The organism is Parabacteroides hominis (genome assembly GCF_014287585.1).
In the GTDB taxonomy this organism is placed as follows: domain Bacteria; phylum Bacteroidota; class Bacteroidia; order Bacteroidales; family Tannerellaceae; genus Parabacteroides; species Parabacteroides hominis.
Map to the genome: position 1 here is coordinate 1 of NZ_JACOOJ010000039.1, position 16,123 is coordinate 16,123.

Genomic DNA, 16,123 nt, shown 5'->3' on the forward strand with positions numbered 1-16,123 from the left:
AGCCTTCCTCAGGGTGATCGACAGCGTGGTGAAAATACAGCCGGAAAAAGGAAGCGAGCCGATCAAATTCGTCAGCCTCCTGGATGCCGCCAAACGATTCCTTTCGGAAGAGTGATCGGCATCCCTTTTTTGCTAATAATGAGTAAAAAGGGTGAGGTAAAAAAATGAAAGTCCGTACTTTTGGACAGATGCCGGACGAACCGGCATTACACATACAAATACAATTTGTCATCATGGTACAAACAAGCATTTTCGTTTCGTTCAAGAACTACCTGGGAGACTCTTCTCTGGTAAAAGTGTTAACCGACATCCGCGAAGGCCGCTACGAGCCGCCTGTCTTGGAGCTGCGCAAAAAACTGTCTGACGGCGACAAGGATGGCGCCGAACAGATCAAGAAAGGGCTACCCGCCTTCACCGTCTCGGCTACCTATAAAGGCAGGCGTACGAAAGCTCACCTGACCGGCTATAACCCGTTGCTGATCCTCGATCTGGACGGGCTTCAACCCGGCCGCATCGATGGGCTGAAGCTGTTGATCGAGGGAGAACCTTACACGGTCGCCTGTTTCCGCAGTCCGAGTGGCAACGGCCTGAAAGCGATTGCCTGGAATGCGACCGGATTGCCCCTCGACCCCGCGAACCACCGGAAAGGATATGATTGTATCAAGGCCCACTACGAGAGAGTGCTGGGAGTCGAAATCGACGCTTCGGGCAGCGATGCGGGGCGCCTGTGCTTTGTTTCGTACGACAGCGCCCTGTATATCTCGCCCCGTTTCGAAGCGTGGCTGAACGGCTCCGGACAATTGCCGGGCGACATCCCCGTCCTGCCTCCCGTACCGTCTGGCAAGTCTTTGACGTCCGTCAGCAGTTTGTTTGCGCGGGCCAAGCGGCGTACGATATGCAAATACAAGTATGCCGACGGAAGCCGCAACAACTATGTCCATCTCTTCGCTTGGCATTGCAACCGCCTCGGAGTCCCGAAGGAAGAGACGGACGGTTATTGCCAGGTGAACTTCGGCGACCTGCCTGCGGAGGAGTTGCGGCAGGCTGTGGCAAGCGCCTATTCGCACGCCGAGGAGCAGGGGAAGGACAACGGCGGAGGGCGCCCTGGGAAGAAGGTGGAACGAGTACGCGAATACCTCTCCGAACATTTCTACTTGCGCAAGAACGTCGTGCGCGGCTTGGTGGAATACCGCCAGAAGAAGAAAAAGGGCTACGGCTACCTGCCGGTGACGGACTACTGGGAGAACTCCGTCTGGAGCAAACTCCAACTGGACGGATGCCGCATCAAGCAAAGCGAGGTGCATGCGGTCGTGCATTCCGATTTCAGCCGGGAGTATAACCCCTTTACAGCCTATTTCGAGAACCTTCCGCCGTGGGATGGCGTGACGGACCATATCGCCCGTTTGGCAGCCACAGTGCGGACGTGCAAGCCGGAATTTTGGACAGCCTGCCTCCGTAAATGGCTGGTGGCGGCTGTCGCCTGTGCCATCGACGACGGGCAGGAGAATCATTCCGTCCTGCTGCTCAGTGGCGAGCAGGGGATCGGCAAGACGACCTGGTTCCGCCGGTTGGTTCCTCCCGCACTGTCCGCATACGTCTTTTCGGGTAATGTGGACCCCTCGTCCAAAGACGCCTTGTTTCTGCTCTCGGACTGTTTCCTGATCCTCCTCGACGAGCTTTCGGGGCAGAGCCGTATGGAGTTGAACCGTCTGAAGGCGATGATCACGAAGGATGCGGTGCGCGAACGCCGGGCGTATGCCCGCAATGCGGAGGTTTACGTGCGCCGCGCCTCGTTTGTCGCGACGGTCAACGACAGCCAGGTGCTTACCGACCGTACCGGATCGCGCCGTTTCCTCTGCTTCGAGGCGCAAGCCATAGACTATAGTACCCCTGTCGATCATGCCGGTGTTTATGCGCAGGCGTTGGCGTTGTATCGTGGCGGTTTCAAATTCTGGTTTTCCGATACCGACATCACCGATCTGAACGTAAACAACGAAGCCTTCCAGCAGAGCAGCCCGGAAGAGGAACTTTTCTATACTTATTTCCGCCGTCCGGAACGTTTTGACGTTCCACTTTTTCTGTCAAGTAGCGAAATAATGGCCAAAATTAGCCTCTACGCACGGTTAGCGGTGACCGGAACGAACGTGAATAACATCGGAAAACTACTGACCAGAGACGATTTTGAATACAAAATACGGAAGGGAAGACGCCTTTTTGCCGTAGTTGAGCTAACTTTTGAACAGGTGAAGGCACGCCAAATGGGGATATCGGGCGATGATGCCGGGGAAGGATGTGAAACGGATAAAGATGCTTATTTGCCAGATAAACAAGATGATACGGATGTCGATGACCCGGATTTGTTTCATCAGCATTGAGAGCTGGGGTGGACGTGGTGGAGGTAAAAATGCACTTTTGTAAACTTATATACACTATGGTTATGGTTATACCCCCTCTTTTTACCATACCATAGTGTATAAAGTCTTGAAAACGCAAAATAACGTCCACCACGTCCACCCCTTCCGGGACCCCTGTCCGAAATGAAGCGGTTCTTGTCCGAAAAAATAGGGGACGGGAACCGAGAAATAATTATCCTTTAATGATTTTTTCTATTGCGTCGATAAAAGCTACCGCTTGCGGATATAATTCTTCTATATCTTCAGATGTATAATCGAAAAAATCGTCATAGTCGCTACTTTGCCGTTTACTGTATAAATTTGTATAGAATTTGCTCATGTCGCGTGATAAGATTCCGGTTTGGACAAAATCTTTACCCAACATCTGACGAACTCCCGTATGTGTCCGCGCTTCTATGCCGGCATTGATTAATAAGGCAGAAGCGGCATGAAAACAAGCATAGTACATTCGTGATATGGCTGCATTGAAATATTGGTCTCTGGATAATGAAAGAACTTCTCCTAATGAATTTCGTGCACTAAACAGTCTGTAGTTTACAATGTTAAAGCGAAGCTCATCGTCTATCATAGTACAATCCCTTCCTTCATTACGTTATAATAAAACAGCGAACGGGATTTGAGATCTTCCCACTTCTTTCGGCTGATGACGATCGGGTTTATCATGACTCCTGTATCGATCTCGACATCGTAAAGCGGATAAGTTATTTCTTGTTCTTCTTTCAAGGTCAGCTTTTCTTTATCGACAAGGATAAGCAGATCGATGTCGCTATCTGAATGAGCCTCACCTCGTGCCTCGCTTCCATACAAGATAGCGGTTGCATCAGGGGCAATACGCTGCAAGATATCGCTTAATGCCTTTACTATTTTAGGTCGTCTCATAATGGGCTCCTTTCTTCTTTTAGTTTTAAACTTGACTTTGGCAAAGATAAAAAATCTTTCTTACATTTTTTCCTTTACGGTTCCCCCAAATGCTCCACAATGCAACCCACCATCTTCGGGGTGAAGCAGCGCAGCCCCGGACGGTAGCCGAGGACTGTCAGTTTTTCTTTGAGTGCTCCCTGGTAGTTGATCCAGCGCCAGAGCTGCATGATGGCGGCGCGGTGAGTGAGGTGCGGGTTGTATAGGCCGGCCAGTTCACCTACCCCGTAGGCGCGAATGCGAAAGGTTGTCGTTTCCATGTCTTTTTTTGTTTGTATGATATCCTAAATGTACGAAATAAATAGCAATATATCAAGTAAATAAGGCGGAAAATACTTGTTTCATGGAGGCTCTTTTGGATACGGTTTACGAGTGGGGAATATTGATAATGATAGAAAGAGGCTGTGTCGTCACGTCACGTCTTCCCTGTCTTCGGGCGGGGGTGGGCGGTGATGTATCTTTACATTGTAATCAGTTACAAAACAGTTTATTAATCATCTAAAACGTAAAGTTATGGGAGTAAAGTATCATTTGGTTCTCCGTAAGAACATGAGTAAAGATGTAGAGCAGGGAAAGGAGAAGCTCTATTATGCGCAGACACGTGCGACCGGGGTTTGCACTTTCGAAGAACTGTGCGATTCGATCGCGGAAAGTTCGACCGCTTCGAGCGGTGATGTCAAATTGGTGATAGACCGTATGACCAAGTTTATGGCCAAGGCTTTGGAACGCGGCGAAGTAGTGCAGTTCGGCGAGTTGGGCAACTTTCAATTCCTGTTGGGCAGTTCCGGCAGTGTGACTGTGGAGGATTTCTCGGCCTCGCAGCTTCGTAAGCCCCGCCTTTGTTTCCGGCCGGGCAGCTTGTTGCGCAATCTGACGCAGACGGTGAAAGGCGAACGCTTGACGCTCGAACCTGCTGCTTCAGGCGGGTCCGGTGGCGAAGAGGAGAGACCGGGAGAGCTGTAGGAAATTAAGAATTGAGAATTAAAAATTATAAAATAAGAGTGGTAATCGTAGGGGGCGGGGTTTGCCCGCCCTTTTTTAGGGGAGGTGAAGGAAATGGAAAAGCGTTTATTTGTAAAGATGTATGGGGAGGCGGCGCGGACGGCGGGGGAGTTGTTCGGGATGAATCCGGTGGTGATATTGGCTCAGGGGGCGATCGAGTCGGGATGGGGCGAGAGCGTGCTGGCGGTGAAGTATCATAATTTTTTCGGGATCGCGGGCTACGGGGTGGCGAATGCTTACTGGCATGGGGGAAAGACGGACTTGGGAAACGGGGGATTGCTGTTCCGCCGGTATGACACGCCCGAACATAGTTTTATGGATTTTGCCCGTCTGGTCTCTTCCGCCTATCCCCAGGTTGCGGCAGTCAGTTTCTATCCGGAAGCGTATGCGCAAGAGATCGCCTACAGCCGGTATATCAGTGAAGCGAACGGGGACAACAGGGCTGCGTATTGCCGGACGCTGAGGAGGATCGCCGTCGACATCGGGCTAATAGCATCATTTAAATAATTGTTTAATCTGAAAAAAAAGGAGAATGCGTATGAGTAAAGTAAGGTCGATTTTAGAGTTTGTGAAGTCGCTGATCGAGTTTCTGTTGGGAATCAGGAAATAGTTGGAAGGTGAAAGTTCAAAGGTGAAAGTTAAATACCGCTTGTCGTAACTTTCACCTTTCAACTTTCACCTTTCAACTCAATTAAACTCTTTTCCATATTTCATCTGAGCATCGGCAACGAATTGTTTGATGCGTTGTTCGTCCTCTTTCTTGCAGATCAGGAGGACATTGCCGGATTCGGCCACGATGCAATCATTGATGCCCTGTATGACGGCGAGACGTTTCGGATTGTCGAGAGCAACGATATTGCCGCTGCTTTCGTACATCATCGCTTCGCTTTTCAGGAGCGCGTTGTTTTGTTCGTCTTTCTTCGCCAGGTCAAACAGCGATCCCCATGTTCCGAGGTCGGCCCAACCGAAGTCTACGCACAGCATATACACATTGTCCGCTTTTTCCATGATCCCGTAGTCGATGGAGATATTCAGGCAGTAAGGGAAGTTTTCGGTGATGAAATCTCGTTCTTCCGCCGTGTTGAACTTTTCTTTGCCCAAATCGAAACGGAGGGAGATGTCCGGAAGGAATTTGGAGAATGCTTCCAGGATGGCGTTGACGTTCCAGACGAAAAGGCCGGAGTTCCAGAAAAACTCGCCGCTCTCCATGAACACTTTAGCCAGTTCCAAATCCGGCTTTTCAGTAAAAGTCTTCACTTTCGTAAATTCGCCCAGCATGATATCGCTGCTTTGGATGTATCCGTAGCCAGTTTCGGGACGGCTCGGTTTGATGCCTAACGTAACCAGCGCATTGTTGTCTTTTACGAAGTCGAGACTCTTCTGCACATCTTTCAGAAAGACGTCCTCTTTCAGGATCAGGTGGTCGGAAGGAGCTACGACAATATTTGCATTCGGATTGCAAGCCTTGATATGATATGCCGCATAAGCGATACAAGGAGCTGTGTTACGACGCGCCGGTTCCAATAAGATCTGCGATTCTCCCAACTCCGGCAGTTGCTCTTTTACAAGTGAAGCGTATTGTTCATTTGTTACGATATAGATGTTTTCGGTCGGAATAATCTTGGAGAAACGATCGAATGTCATCTGCAGCAGAGACCGGCCTGTACCGAAAAAGTCAAGAAACTGTTTAGGGTAACTTTCTCTGCTGAAAGGCCAGAAACGGCTTCCGATCCCGCCGCCCATGATAACGCAATAATTATCTTTCATGATGATCCAGGTTGTTTTTAGTTATACTCTTACAAAGTTAACGAAATATTCCGGGATTTCGTCTATCCGCAAATCCTAAGAAGATATAAAATGAAAAAAAACAGCAAAACGCTTGCAGGTTTAAAAATAATGCCTACCTTTGCAACGCATTTCAGAAATAAATGCCCAGATGGCGGAATTGGTAGACGCGCTGGTCTCAAACACCAGTGGATTCACTTCCATGCCGGTTCGATCCCGGCTCTGGGTACTAAGAAGCCCTGATAATCATTGATTGTCAGGGCTCTCTGTTTTTATAAAGTGTACAAATCCTTAATAGTTTGAAGAAGAAATGAAGTCTTTTACTAATGCATCAAAGTTCATAGTTATGAAGATAAGCCTTTTGCCGAAATATCCTATCTTTGCCCTCCTGATACCGTTTGCGTGGCGGGCGGTTCTTAACTCGGAATATAACTTATATAAGATGCTAATATCATGATGAAGAGTCAGAATTCGGCAATCGGCCAGTCGCACGTCGTTTGGCTGGATGTGGTACGTTTTGTCGCCATGTTTACCGTGGTTTGTTGCCATAGTGCGGATCCGTTTAACTTTTATCCGGGCGAGCCGCCTGCCAATATCGACCAGATTAAGTTCTGGGGGGCTGCCTACGGGTCGTTGCTCCGTCCCTGCGTCCCCCTGTTTGTGATGATTACGGGGGCCTTGTTGCTGCCGGTGAAGGGCGATACTTCCGTCTTTTATAAAAAAAGAATCAGCCGTGTCTTTTGGCCTTTCCTGATCTGGTCGGTGCTTTATAATCTGTTCCCTTGGATAACCGGGCTGCTTGGCTTGTCACCGGAGGTGATCTTGGACTTTTTCCCCTATTCGGGCGAGGAAGTGGCTCGCCAATCGCTGGTCGTTTCTTTGAAATATATTGCGGAGATCCCATTGAATTTCTCAATTGTGGGTGTGCATATGTGGTATATTTATCTATTGATCGGACTGTACTTGTACCTGCCTATTTTCTCTGCCTGGGTGGAGAAAGCCTCCGAAAAGGCCAAGTTATGGTTCCTGGTAGCCTGGGGCGTGTCGACGCTGTTGCCTTATTATTATCAGTTCGTTTCGCCTTATATCTGGGGTGGCTGTTCCTGGAACTCCTTCAATATGTTGTATTATTTTGCCGGGTTCAATGGCTATCTGCTTTTAGGCCACTACCTGCGCAATCACGATTGGGAATTGAGTAAGATATTGTTAGTCGGGATTCCGATGTTCGTGCTCGGATATGCCGTGACTTTTTGTGGTTTCCGCTACGTAACCGCTTTGCCGGAGTACAGCGAAGAATTGCTGGAGCTTTTCTTTACTTATTGTTCTCTTAATGTCGTGATGATGACGATCCCTGTTTTCCTGTTGGCAAAAAAGGTGAACGTACGATCCGAAAAGGTCAAGCGCCTGCTGGCGAACCTGACGACTTGCGGGTTCGGAATCTACATGGTGCATTATTTCTTTACCGGTCCGGGTGTCGTCCTGATGCGTGCCCTCGGTGTTCCGGTTGCTTTGCAGATACCTGTTGCCGCTGCCTTCGCCTTTTGCATTTCGTGGCTGATTGTGTATGCGGTCCACCGGCTGATGGGGAAGAATGCGCGCTATGTGGTCGGGTAAACGGTTGTGCCTTGTTTGGCTTCCACTGGTTACCGGAACTTTTGGCTCGTTAATAAAAAACGCCTGTGAAATGGCTCAATAACGATCTCATTGCGCTTCCGGTACGAAAAAATGCAGTACTTTTGCATCGAAGAGTTATAACAATAAGATAATGAGGTTAAGTGGTAAATCTAAAATTTACGGATTACTTATATATTTAATAGTTTTTGTTCTTTTCTCTTTCCGTATTCAGGCAAGTACGATGAAGATGGAGGACCCAAGGGTGCTGCTCATCAGTTCTTATTCCCCGATCAAGGAAGAAGGAAACCGTATGATCACTTCTTTTATCACTCATTTGAGAGGGAATGCGGATGTAGCGGTGTCGGTCGAGTATATGGACTCGGAAGCGTCACCGACCTTTGAGGATTGGGCGGGATGGATGCTGCAACTGTTCGAGGCATATAAGCAACAACCCGAAATGGTCGTTCTGCTGGGAAATGAAGCCTGGTCTGCTTATCGGGCTACCTGCCCGGAGAGCTGGCGCGACACGCCTGTCGTCTTAGGGTGCATGAAAGGTATATTTATTGACTTTGAGCATTTACCGACTCTGAAAATGTTCGGGATGGAGACGATGAAACCGACGAAGGAGTCTTTTGGTGATTTTAAAGTGACGGGCTATGCCTTTAGGGATTTCCTGCTCGATAACTTTAAGCTGATTAAAAAACTGAACCCCCGGATCCGGCATGTTGCCTTCTGTTATGACAACCGCTATAACATCTCTTTTTTCGAAGAATATCTGAATTCTCTCTGCGATCAGGTCGATTCGCTTGACTTGTGTTATCTGGACGGAGGCAAACTGTCTACCCAGCAGTTGCTCGATTCCATTTCCCAAATGGACGATAGCTACGCTTTGCTGTCAGGCGGATGGTACACCGATGCCGTCCAATATCCTCATGCCCATTCGATGCTTCATAACGAATTGCCCCATCAGACTTCAATGTCCATATTTCAGTCGCTGGACCAGGGAAAGACAAACATGAATTTTATCGGCGGTTATTATATATCAGGAGAAGAGATGGGGAAAGACCTGGCGTCTCTTGCACATAGCGTTTTGACGAAAGGGATAAGCGGAAGCCCGGAGTTTCAATATACGCCTTCACGCCCCCGTTATTACATCAATTATCCGACTTTTATGGAGGCGAGCCTCAAACTGTCCTCTTTGCCCGAAGGGACTATCTTTTACAATAAGACTCCCTCTTTGTGGGAACAACATTCCCTGGAAATCATACTTCTTGTTTGCCTGATCATCCTGATGATCGTTATTTTCTACGGAATCCTGATGTACCGGAAACGTAAGGAAGATGCCTATAAGACAGCCAATCTAAAGATGATGGAGCTTTTGAGCCGTATGCCGGATATGGCGACGATCTTCGATGCGGAACTGAATATCGTGGACATCGTGAATCCGCAAGAACATACGTTGCGCGGGAAGGATGTGAAAAAGATGATCGGCCGGAATCTGCGGGAGATCCGCGAAGAATATTCGAAGTATGAGGACATGATGGACAGTATCATCGGGAATGTCAGGACAACGATCGAAACCGGGGAGGTGAAAGTCTTTAATTATGAATATGGAAAGGGCGACAGCCTCACTTATACCAAAGCCCGTGTCGTGCCTTTTGGAAAGAAATACGTTATCTGCTTCACCCATGATGTCACTCCCCATGTTATTGCCGAGAGAGAAATATTGCGGTTGAAAACGTTCTTGCAGTCCATCATCGATAATTTGCCGGTCGGATTGTTTATCAAAGATGTCGGGAACGAGTTCCGCTACTTGTTCTATAATAACAAGGTTTCCGAATTTTACGGCGAACATTTCAGCGTCCTGTTAGGAAAGAACGATTTTGAGGAGAATGATCCGAAGGCGGCGCAATACCGGGAAGAAGACCTTGATGTCCTGAAAAAGGACGGGCCGATTTCCTATAACCGGGTGTTTTATGATGAAGAAAGCGGATTGCCCGTCCGTTGGGGGATCACGACCAAAACGCGCCTCGAAGACCAGGAGGGGAACTTGTATATCGTCTCGACCATTGTCGATACGACAGAGCTTCATGAGAATGAGCGGGAACTGAAAGAAAGCAAGATGAAGCTGGACTTTACCTTGAAGGCGGCTCAAATCATTTCCTGGGAATATAACGTCGATGCCAGGAGCTTCTATTCTCCTGACTCTACTATTTTTGAAGGGACGGTTATTTCATTGGAGGATTATCTGTCTTTTGTCCATCCCGACGATCGGATATTGTTGAGCCGGGGGTTGGAAGAGCTTGCCGGAGGAAAAATACCGGTTATGGACATCCAGATACGTACGATTGCGCCTGTCTTGGGAAACCGTTGGTTTGGAATGCATGCCGTGCCGTATGGACAGGACGGGGACGGAAGAATCAGTAAGCTGATCGGCCTGCGTAGCGATATCACAGACCTGAAAATGACGGACGAACTGATCCGCCTGCGCGACAAAGCGGAAGAGGCAAACCGGTTGAAGAGCGCGTTCCTGGCCAATATGAGCCATGAGATACGCACCCCGCTGAATGCCATTGTCGGTTTTTCCAACCTGATAGCGATGGCTGAAGAGAAAGAAGAGATAGAGGAGTATGTGAAAATCGTGGAAACGAATAACGAACTTCTTCTCCAACTGATAAACGATATCCTCGATCTCTCGAAGATCGAAGCCGGGCAGTTGGACTTTAATTATACGGATGTCGATCTGCCGGAGCTTTTCAGCAATCTGTATCAGGTGTATAAATCCAGGGTGAAAGAAGGTGTGGATTTGATCTGCCGGCTGCCCTCTCCGGAATATGTGATCCATTCGGAGAAAAACAGGTTGACGCAGGTTGTTTCCAATTTCCTTAGCAACGCTTGCAAATATACCTCGGAAGGTTCTATAACGATGGGCTACGAGAAACAGGGAGACACCCTCCGTTTCTTCGTTACGGATACAGGAAAGGGAATAGCCGGAGAAAACGTTCCGCATGTTTTCGAACGTTTTGCTAAATTTGACAGCTTTGTGCAGGGGACGGGATTAGGGCTTTCCATTTGCGAGTCTATCGTCCAGTCTTTGGGGGGCGAGATCGGCGCAGAGTCCGAATTAGGCAAAGGGTCGACCTTCTGGTTTACGATTCCCCAACAGCCGGAAAGCCTGTAAAATGAGTATAAAACAAATAACAATAAAATGGAAAAAGTAAAGAAATCGTTGGTAAAGAAAGAGTATCTGGTTCCTTTTGTATTAGTCACATCTCTGTTTTTCTTATGGGGGTTTGCACATGCTATTTTAGACGTGCTGAACAAACATTTCCAGGAGGCGCTTGTCATGACGAAAGCCCATTCCGCTCTGATCCAGGCAACGATGTACACGGGTTATTTTACAATGGCTATCCCGGCCGGACTTTTTATTAATAAATACGGATACCGCCAGGGGGTGGTGTTCGGTCTGATCCTCTATGGGATCGGATCGTTGCTTTTCATTCCGAGCGAACAGTTGATGTCGTTCAACTTCTTCCTCTTTTCCCTGTTCGTGATCGGTTGCGGGCTGACGTTCTTGGAGACGGCTGCCAATCCCTACGTGACGGAGTTGGGGGATCGCGAGACGGCTGCCAGCCGTTTGAACCTGGCTCAATCCTTCAACGGGTTAGGTTGTATCTGTGCGCCTGTGATCGGCGGGATGCTGCTGTTCTCCGGCAATGGGGAGGCTAACATCGCTTTGCCCTATACCGTGATGGGCGTTGTCGTCCTGTCTGTCGCCCTTGTTTTCTTCCGCATCCGCCTGCCGGAGATCAACCATGACGATTGCGAAGAGGCGGCTGCCGAGGCAAAAGCCGGATTGAAAGGATTGTGGAAACACCGTTGTTTCACCTGGGGGGTGATGGCTTTGTTCTGCTACGAAATAGCGGAAATATCGATTAATAGTTTCTTTATCAACTATGTGACCGATGATGGTTGGATGGATGCGCACGATGCCGCTATCGTCCTTTCCTTCGGAGGATTGGGCTTGTTTATGGTCGGGCGTATTATCGGTAGCTGGATTATGAGTTATATCCGGGCGGAGAAAGTCTTGTTTATCTGTGCGATCTTTACCGTCTTGGGCGCATTGTTCGTTACGCTCGATTTGGGAGTGTTGTCGAAGGGCGCCCTGTTTGCCTGCTACATTTTTGAAGCCATCATGTTCCCGACCATCTTCGCCATCTCGCTGAGGGGCTTGGGCGACTATACCAAGCGCGCCTCGTCCTTCCTGATGATGTCCCCGATAGGCGGAGCGGTCGGCCCGTTATTGATGGGCTACGTGGCCGATATCTCGACGATGTCCTTCTCGTTCGTCGTGCCGCTGTTCGGGTATGCTGTGGTGCTCATTTATTCCTATATGGTGATGGCTAAGAAGCTGCGATAATATCCCAAACATCCTTCTCCGTTCCCCCGAAAGGACCGGAAGCCTCCAACTTGATTGTACACATGGCGGCGGCAAAGCATCCGGCTTCTTTGTATGAAGCTCCTTTGTTTCGCATATACAGATAGCCGGCCATATAGGTATCGCCGCATCCCGTGGCGTCCACAATCTCTGTTGGAGGGTAGGCGGGTATCTCATGAAATTCGCCGTCGGCATAAATAACGGAGCCCATGCTTCCCAATGTCAGCAATACCTCCTTGACGCCCCAGTTAGCTAATTTCAGAGCTGCTTCGCGCGGGTCTTTGCATCCGGTGAGGACTTCCGTCTCGTGTTCGTTGGCTTTCAGGATATGGATGTATTTCAGTGCCTCCTCCTTCTCCGGCCAGTCCACTGCGAAAACTTTCTCACCGCGGACTTCGCGCAGGTATCCCTGAGCGTCGACCGACAGCATCCCTTTGGTCGATAAATATTTGATTACGTCTAAGGAAAAATCGTCCGCCAGCAAACTTCCCAAGTGGAAAATACGGGCATCGACATCCTGCAATCCTTCAATTGTGAACGGATCGGCTTTTGCCAATACCCGCTGCGTCCGGTTGTCCTGGTTCTCGCCATATGTATTCTCAAAATAGACGGAATGGGCACTGGGCAAAACTTTGACATCGATCCCTTTCCTGCGTATTTCTTCCACCGCATCCATCTCGCTGGCAGCAAGAGCTGTTACCAACAGGAAGTCAGAAGTGTCTAAATTGCTCATTCCATGCGCGAAATAGAAGGATGTCCCTCCCGGCATATGTAGTGTTCTTTTCGGCGTTACAATCTTATCCAACGTAATGTGGCCGATACAACAAAGATTATGTGTATTCATATTACTTATTTAATCAGGCTGCAAAAGTATATAAAAACAAGGAATAAACCGCTGCTATGGATATTTTTAGCTCTTTCTCCACCATTTTGAATAGTAAATAGTGTACACTCTTACACTTTTTCTTTATTTTTGCCGGAGTGATAAGTTATTGATTTATGTAATACCTGAAAAGCTGTCATCTTATGAGAAAACATCTTTCCTTCTTTATCTTGATCTTGTTCCTGTTGCCGGGAGTATTTTCGCAGGCAAAGACATCGTCTTCTTCCGATATACGCTATCTGTTTGCCTATTTTACCGATAAGAATGAGAATCGCAACGGTATGCACTTGGCCTGGAGTGCGGATGGATATACCTGGACGCCGATAGGACCGGAACATAGCTTCCTGAAATGCGATTACGGGACTTGGTATGCCGATAAACGCATGCGCGATCCTTTTGTCATGAAGGGGCCGGACGGGCTTTGGCATTGTATCTGGACGCTGAACTGGGACGGGAACGCAATCGGATATGCTCACTCCGAAGACCTCGTGCACTGGTCGCGCCAGTCCTATCCGAAAGTGATGGAAGGATATGAAGTCCGGAACTGCTGGGCTCCCGAAATGATTTACGACGACGAGAACCGGCAATATGTGATCTTTTGGGCCAGTACCATCAAAGAGAACGGCGTGTGGAAGACCGAGCCGGGCGAGAAATACGACCATCGTATGTATTATACGACGACAAAAGATTTCAAAACCTTTTCCCCTGCAAAAATATTCTTCGATCCGGGACATAACGTGATCGACGTGACCATACAGAAAAAGGATGGCAAATACTATATGCTCTATAAAGACGAGCGCATCTGGCCGAAAGCCAAAAAGGAACTGTCGGTTGCCGTAAGCGACCATGCAACAGGCCCGTATCTGCCGACCGGTGACAAACCTTTTGCAACCGACTGGGTGGAAGGTCCGGCTGTTTGCCCGCTGTCCGACGGGAGCTATGTCGTTTATATGGACGCCTATACCCGCCATCGTTATGAAGCGAAACGGACACGTGATTTCCGAACCTGGGAAGATGTGACGGATCGCATTTCGATACCGAAAGATGCCAAACACGGCTCTATCATCACTGTTACGAAAGAGTTTGTCGATAATATACTTTCGGAAGTGGCCGCCTGGCAGTACCGGGAGAACCTGCGCAACGAACGTCTTGCCCTGCCTGATTCCCTGAAAAACGCTGTGCCCGTTGAGGCGGATATTACGGTTCATGCCGGCCAGGCAAAAAAGATCAGTGATGAATTGTTCGGCGTCTTCTTTGAGGACCTGAATTATGCAGCCGACGGTGGCTTGTATGCCGAACTGGTCCAGAACCGCGATTTCGAATATTCTTCGGAAGATGGCTCGCGCGAGGGGTGGGATAGCGGCTACGCCTGGCACGCGAAAGACGGAAACGCCACGCTTACGATAGCTGTCACCGATCCTGTACACGAGAATAATCCTCATTATGCCGTGCTCGATGTGCAGGAGCCGGGAGCCGCTTTGTGCAATGACGGTTTCGACGGTATTTCCCTGAAACGGGGCGAGAAATATGACTTCTCCCTGTTTGCCCGTATTCCGGAAGGCAGTAAGGGCGGGAAGGTGGACGTCCGGTTGCTGAACCAGGAGGGCGAGGTGGTTGCCAAAACCTCCGTAACTACCACTTCCAAAGAGTGGCAGAAGCAAAAAGCCGTATTGACGGCAACGGCCGACGTGCGTTCTGCCGTGCTGGCGCTTGTTCCGCAAAAAGCCGGAAAGTATGAATTCGATCTGGTTTCGCTTTTCCCGCAAAAGACTTTCAAAGGGCGTCCGAACGGTTTGCGTGCCGATCTGGCACAGGCGATAGCCGACCTGCACCCGCGCTTCATGCGCTTTCCGGGAGGTTGCCTGGCGCATGGCGATGGCGTACATAATATCTACAACTGGAAAGAGACGGTCGGCCCGCTGGAAAGCCGCAAACCGCAACGCAACCTGTGGGGCTACCACCAGACAAAAGGGTTGGGTTATTATGAGTTTTTCCAGTTCAGCGAAGATATCGGTGCGGAGCCGGTTCCGGTTATTGCCGCCGGCGTATGCTGCCAGAACTCCCGCGGGGGCGGACAGCAAGGTGTTCCGATGTGCGAAATGGATGCCTTTATACAGGATATTGTAGATCTGGTGGAATATGCAAATGGAGACGCTTCCACGAAATGGGGAAGTGTGCGTGCCGAAGCAGGCCATCCCGAACCTTTCCATCTGAAATATATCGGGATCGGCAACGAAGACCAGATAACGGATGCTTTCGAAGAACGTTTTACAATGATCTATCGTGTGCTGAAAGAGAAACATCCGGAAATAACTGTGATCGGAACAGCCGGGCCGTTCAATGAAGGTACGGATTATGAAGAAGGTTGGGATATTGTCGATAAATTGGGCGTTCCGATGGTAGACGAACATTATTACCAGACGCCAGGTTGGTTCCTGAACAACCAGCATTTCTACGATTCGTATAACCGAAAGGGAGCGAAAGTCTATTTAGGCGAATATGCCGCCCATCTTCCGGGTCGTCCTAATAATCTGGAAGTGTCGCTGGCCGAAGCGGCGTATATGACCTCCCTGGAACGCAACGGCGATATTGTCAGCATGGCCTCCTACGCCCCGCTTCTGGCAAAAGAGGGACATATGCAATGGAATCCGGATCTGATTTATTTCGACAACCTGACTGTGAAACCGACCGTCAACTATTATGTTCAGCAAATGTATGGCCTCAATGCCGGCGACGAGTATCTGCCAGTCACGGTCAGACTATCCGAGCCGTCGGGCGATATTGCCAAACGTCTCCCCGTATCTGTCGTAAAAGATAGTAAAACGGGCGACCTGGTCGTGAAATTAGTCAATATCCTGCCGGCTGCAACCCGCACAAACATCAGGCTGGACGGAGTTGTAGTTGCCGATACACACGCAGTCAAGACTGTTTTATCCGGCGCGTTGGAAGATACGGATTTGAAACCGCAGACCTCTGATTGTACAGTCGGATGTGATTTTACCTGCGAATTGCCGGCATATTCGCTTTCCGTAATCCGGATAAAAAAAGTATCTTTGCGAAAGTGAAACA

The 16,123-nt window shown here is 49.1% G+C and carries 12 protein-coding genes and 1 tRNA gene; 8 read left to right on the forward strand and 5 right to left on the reverse strand.

Features of this window, described 5'->3' with window-relative positions; translation table 11 throughout:
- Positions 1 to 164: 164 nt before the first annotated feature.
- Entirely contained in the window at positions 165 to 2,375 is a 2,211-nt protein-coding gene (locus tag H8S65_RS17150) for a VapE domain-containing protein (protein ID WP_186931085.1), read from the forward strand.
- A 211-nt stretch (positions 2,376 to 2,586) separates the two neighbouring features.
- Here H8S65_RS17150 and H8S65_RS17155 read toward each other — a convergent pair whose 3' ends face one another.
- From H8S65_RS17155 to H8S65_RS17165, 3 genes are all read right to left on the reverse strand, one after another.
- On the reverse strand, positions 2,587 to 2,982 hold the full coding sequence (locus H8S65_RS17155) for a HEPN domain-containing protein (RefSeq protein ID WP_186931086.1): 396 nt from the start codon (positions 2,980 to 2,982) through the stop codon (positions 2,587 to 2,589).
- A complete protein-coding gene (locus H8S65_RS17160; protein ID WP_374046286.1) occupies positions 2,979 to 3,296 on the reverse strand; it encodes a nucleotidyltransferase domain-containing protein in 318 nt (105 codons plus the stop codon). Before H8S65_RS17160 ends, H8S65_RS17155 begins: the two co-directional genes overlap by 4 nt.
- Before the next feature lie 71 nt (positions 3,297 to 3,367).
- Complete coding sequence (locus tag H8S65_RS17165) at positions 3,368 to 3,592, reverse strand: DUF4248 domain-containing protein (RefSeq protein WP_186931088.1); 225 nt, start codon at positions 3,590 to 3,592, stop codon at positions 3,368 to 3,370.
- A gap of 253 nt (positions 3,593 to 3,845) precedes the next feature.
- Between H8S65_RS17165 and H8S65_RS17170 the strand changes: the two genes are divergently transcribed.
- Together H8S65_RS17170 and H8S65_RS17175 are read left to right on the forward strand one after the other, a co-directional pair.
- Positions 3,846 to 4,295 (forward strand): HU family DNA-binding protein, encoded by a 450-nt coding sequence (locus H8S65_RS17170; RefSeq protein ID WP_186931089.1) that lies wholly within the window; start codon positions 3,846 to 3,848, stop codon positions 4,293 to 4,295.
- A gap of 93 nt (positions 4,296 to 4,388) precedes the next feature.
- Positions 4,389 to 4,841, forward strand: coding sequence for a glucosaminidase domain-containing protein (locus tag H8S65_RS17175; protein WP_186931090.1), 453 nt, complete (start codon positions 4,389 to 4,391; stop codon positions 4,839 to 4,841).
- A gap of 180 nt (positions 4,842 to 5,021) precedes the next feature.
- On the opposite strand, the gene H8S65_RS17180 is transcribed toward H8S65_RS17175, so the two are convergent.
- Positions 5,022 to 6,101 (reverse strand): mannose-1-phosphate guanylyltransferase, encoded by a 1,080-nt coding sequence (locus H8S65_RS17180; RefSeq protein ID WP_186931091.1) that lies wholly within the window; start codon positions 6,099 to 6,101, stop codon positions 5,022 to 5,024.
- Between the two features lie 163 nt (positions 6,102 to 6,264).
- On the opposite strand from H8S65_RS17180, the gene H8S65_RS17185 reads away from it, so the two are divergent.
- The 4 genes from H8S65_RS17185 to H8S65_RS17200 all read left to right on the forward strand — a co-directional run bounded on the left by H8S65_RS17185 (position 6,265) and on the right by H8S65_RS17200 (position 12,153).
- A tRNA-Leu gene (locus tag H8S65_RS17185) sits at positions 6,265 to 6,348 on the forward strand.
- A 224-nt stretch (positions 6,349 to 6,572) separates the two neighbouring features.
- Positions 6,573 to 7,733: an acyltransferase gene (locus H8S65_RS17190; protein ID WP_186931092.1), complete on the forward strand. Its 1,161-nt coding sequence runs from the start codon at positions 6,573 to 6,575 to the stop codon at positions 7,731 to 7,733.
- 151 nt (positions 7,734 to 7,884) lie between these two features.
- On the forward strand, positions 7,885 to 10,914 hold the full coding sequence (locus H8S65_RS17195; protein WP_186931093.1) for a sensor histidine kinase: 3,030 nt from the start codon (positions 7,885 to 7,887) through the stop codon (positions 10,912 to 10,914).
- A 27-nt stretch (positions 10,915 to 10,941) separates the two neighbouring features.
- Entirely contained in the window at positions 10,942 to 12,153 is a 1,212-nt protein-coding gene (locus H8S65_RS17200) for a sugar MFS transporter (protein ID WP_186931094.1), read from the forward strand.
- On the opposite strand, the gene H8S65_RS17205 is transcribed toward H8S65_RS17200, so the two are convergent.
- On the reverse strand, positions 12,137 to 13,015 hold the full coding sequence (locus H8S65_RS17205) for a PfkB family carbohydrate kinase (RefSeq protein WP_186931095.1): 879 nt from the start codon (positions 13,013 to 13,015) through the stop codon (positions 12,137 to 12,139). The two genes, H8S65_RS17200 and H8S65_RS17205, sit on opposite strands and share 17 nt — an antisense overlap.
- A 182-nt stretch (positions 13,016 to 13,197) precedes the next feature.
- On the opposite strand from H8S65_RS17205, the gene H8S65_RS17210 reads away from it, so the two are divergent.
- Positions 13,198 to 16,119 carry an alpha-L-arabinofuranosidase family protein gene (locus H8S65_RS17210; protein ID WP_186931096.1) on the forward strand — a complete coding sequence of 974 codons (2,922 nt, stop codon included), beginning with the start codon at positions 13,198 to 13,200 and terminating at the stop codon, positions 16,117 to 16,119.
- Positions 16,120 to 16,123: the final 4 nt, after the last annotated feature.

Coding starts and splice junctions, on each gene's coding strand:
- H8S65_RS17150 (WP_186931085.1), top strand. CDS start 165: ATGAAAGTCCGTACTTTTGGACAGATGCCGGACGAACCGGCATTACAC.
- H8S65_RS17155 (WP_186931086.1), bottom strand. CDS start 2,982: ATGATAGACGATGAGCTTCGCTTTAACATTGTAAACTACAGACTGTTT.
- H8S65_RS17165 (WP_186931088.1), bottom strand. CDS start 3,592: ATGGAAACGACAACCTTTCGCATTCGCGCCTACGGGGTAGGTGAACTG.
- H8S65_RS17170 (WP_186931089.1), top strand. CDS start 3,846: ATGGGAGTAAAGTATCATTTGGTTCTCCGTAAGAACATGAGTAAAGAT.
- H8S65_RS17175 (WP_186931090.1), top strand. CDS start 4,389: ATGGAAAAGCGTTTATTTGTAAAGATGTATGGGGAGGCGGCGCGGACG.
- H8S65_RS17180 (WP_186931091.1), bottom strand. CDS start 6,101: ATGAAAGATAATTATTGCGTTATCATGGGCGGCGGGATCGGAAGCCGT.
- H8S65_RS17190 (WP_186931092.1), top strand. CDS start 6,573: ATGATGAAGAGTCAGAATTCGGCAATCGGCCAGTCGCACGTCGTTTGG.
- H8S65_RS17195 (WP_186931093.1), top strand. CDS start 7,885: ATGAGGTTAAGTGGTAAATCTAAAATTTACGGATTACTTATATATTTA.
- H8S65_RS17200 (WP_186931094.1), top strand. CDS start 10,942: ATGGAAAAAGTAAAGAAATCGTTGGTAAAGAAAGAGTATCTGGTTCCT.
- H8S65_RS17205 (WP_186931095.1), bottom strand. CDS start 13,015: ATGAATACACATAATCTTTGTTGTATCGGCCACATTACGTTGGATAAG.
- H8S65_RS17210 (WP_186931096.1), top strand. CDS start 13,198: ATGAGAAAACATCTTTCCTTCTTTATCTTGATCTTGTTCCTGTTGCCG.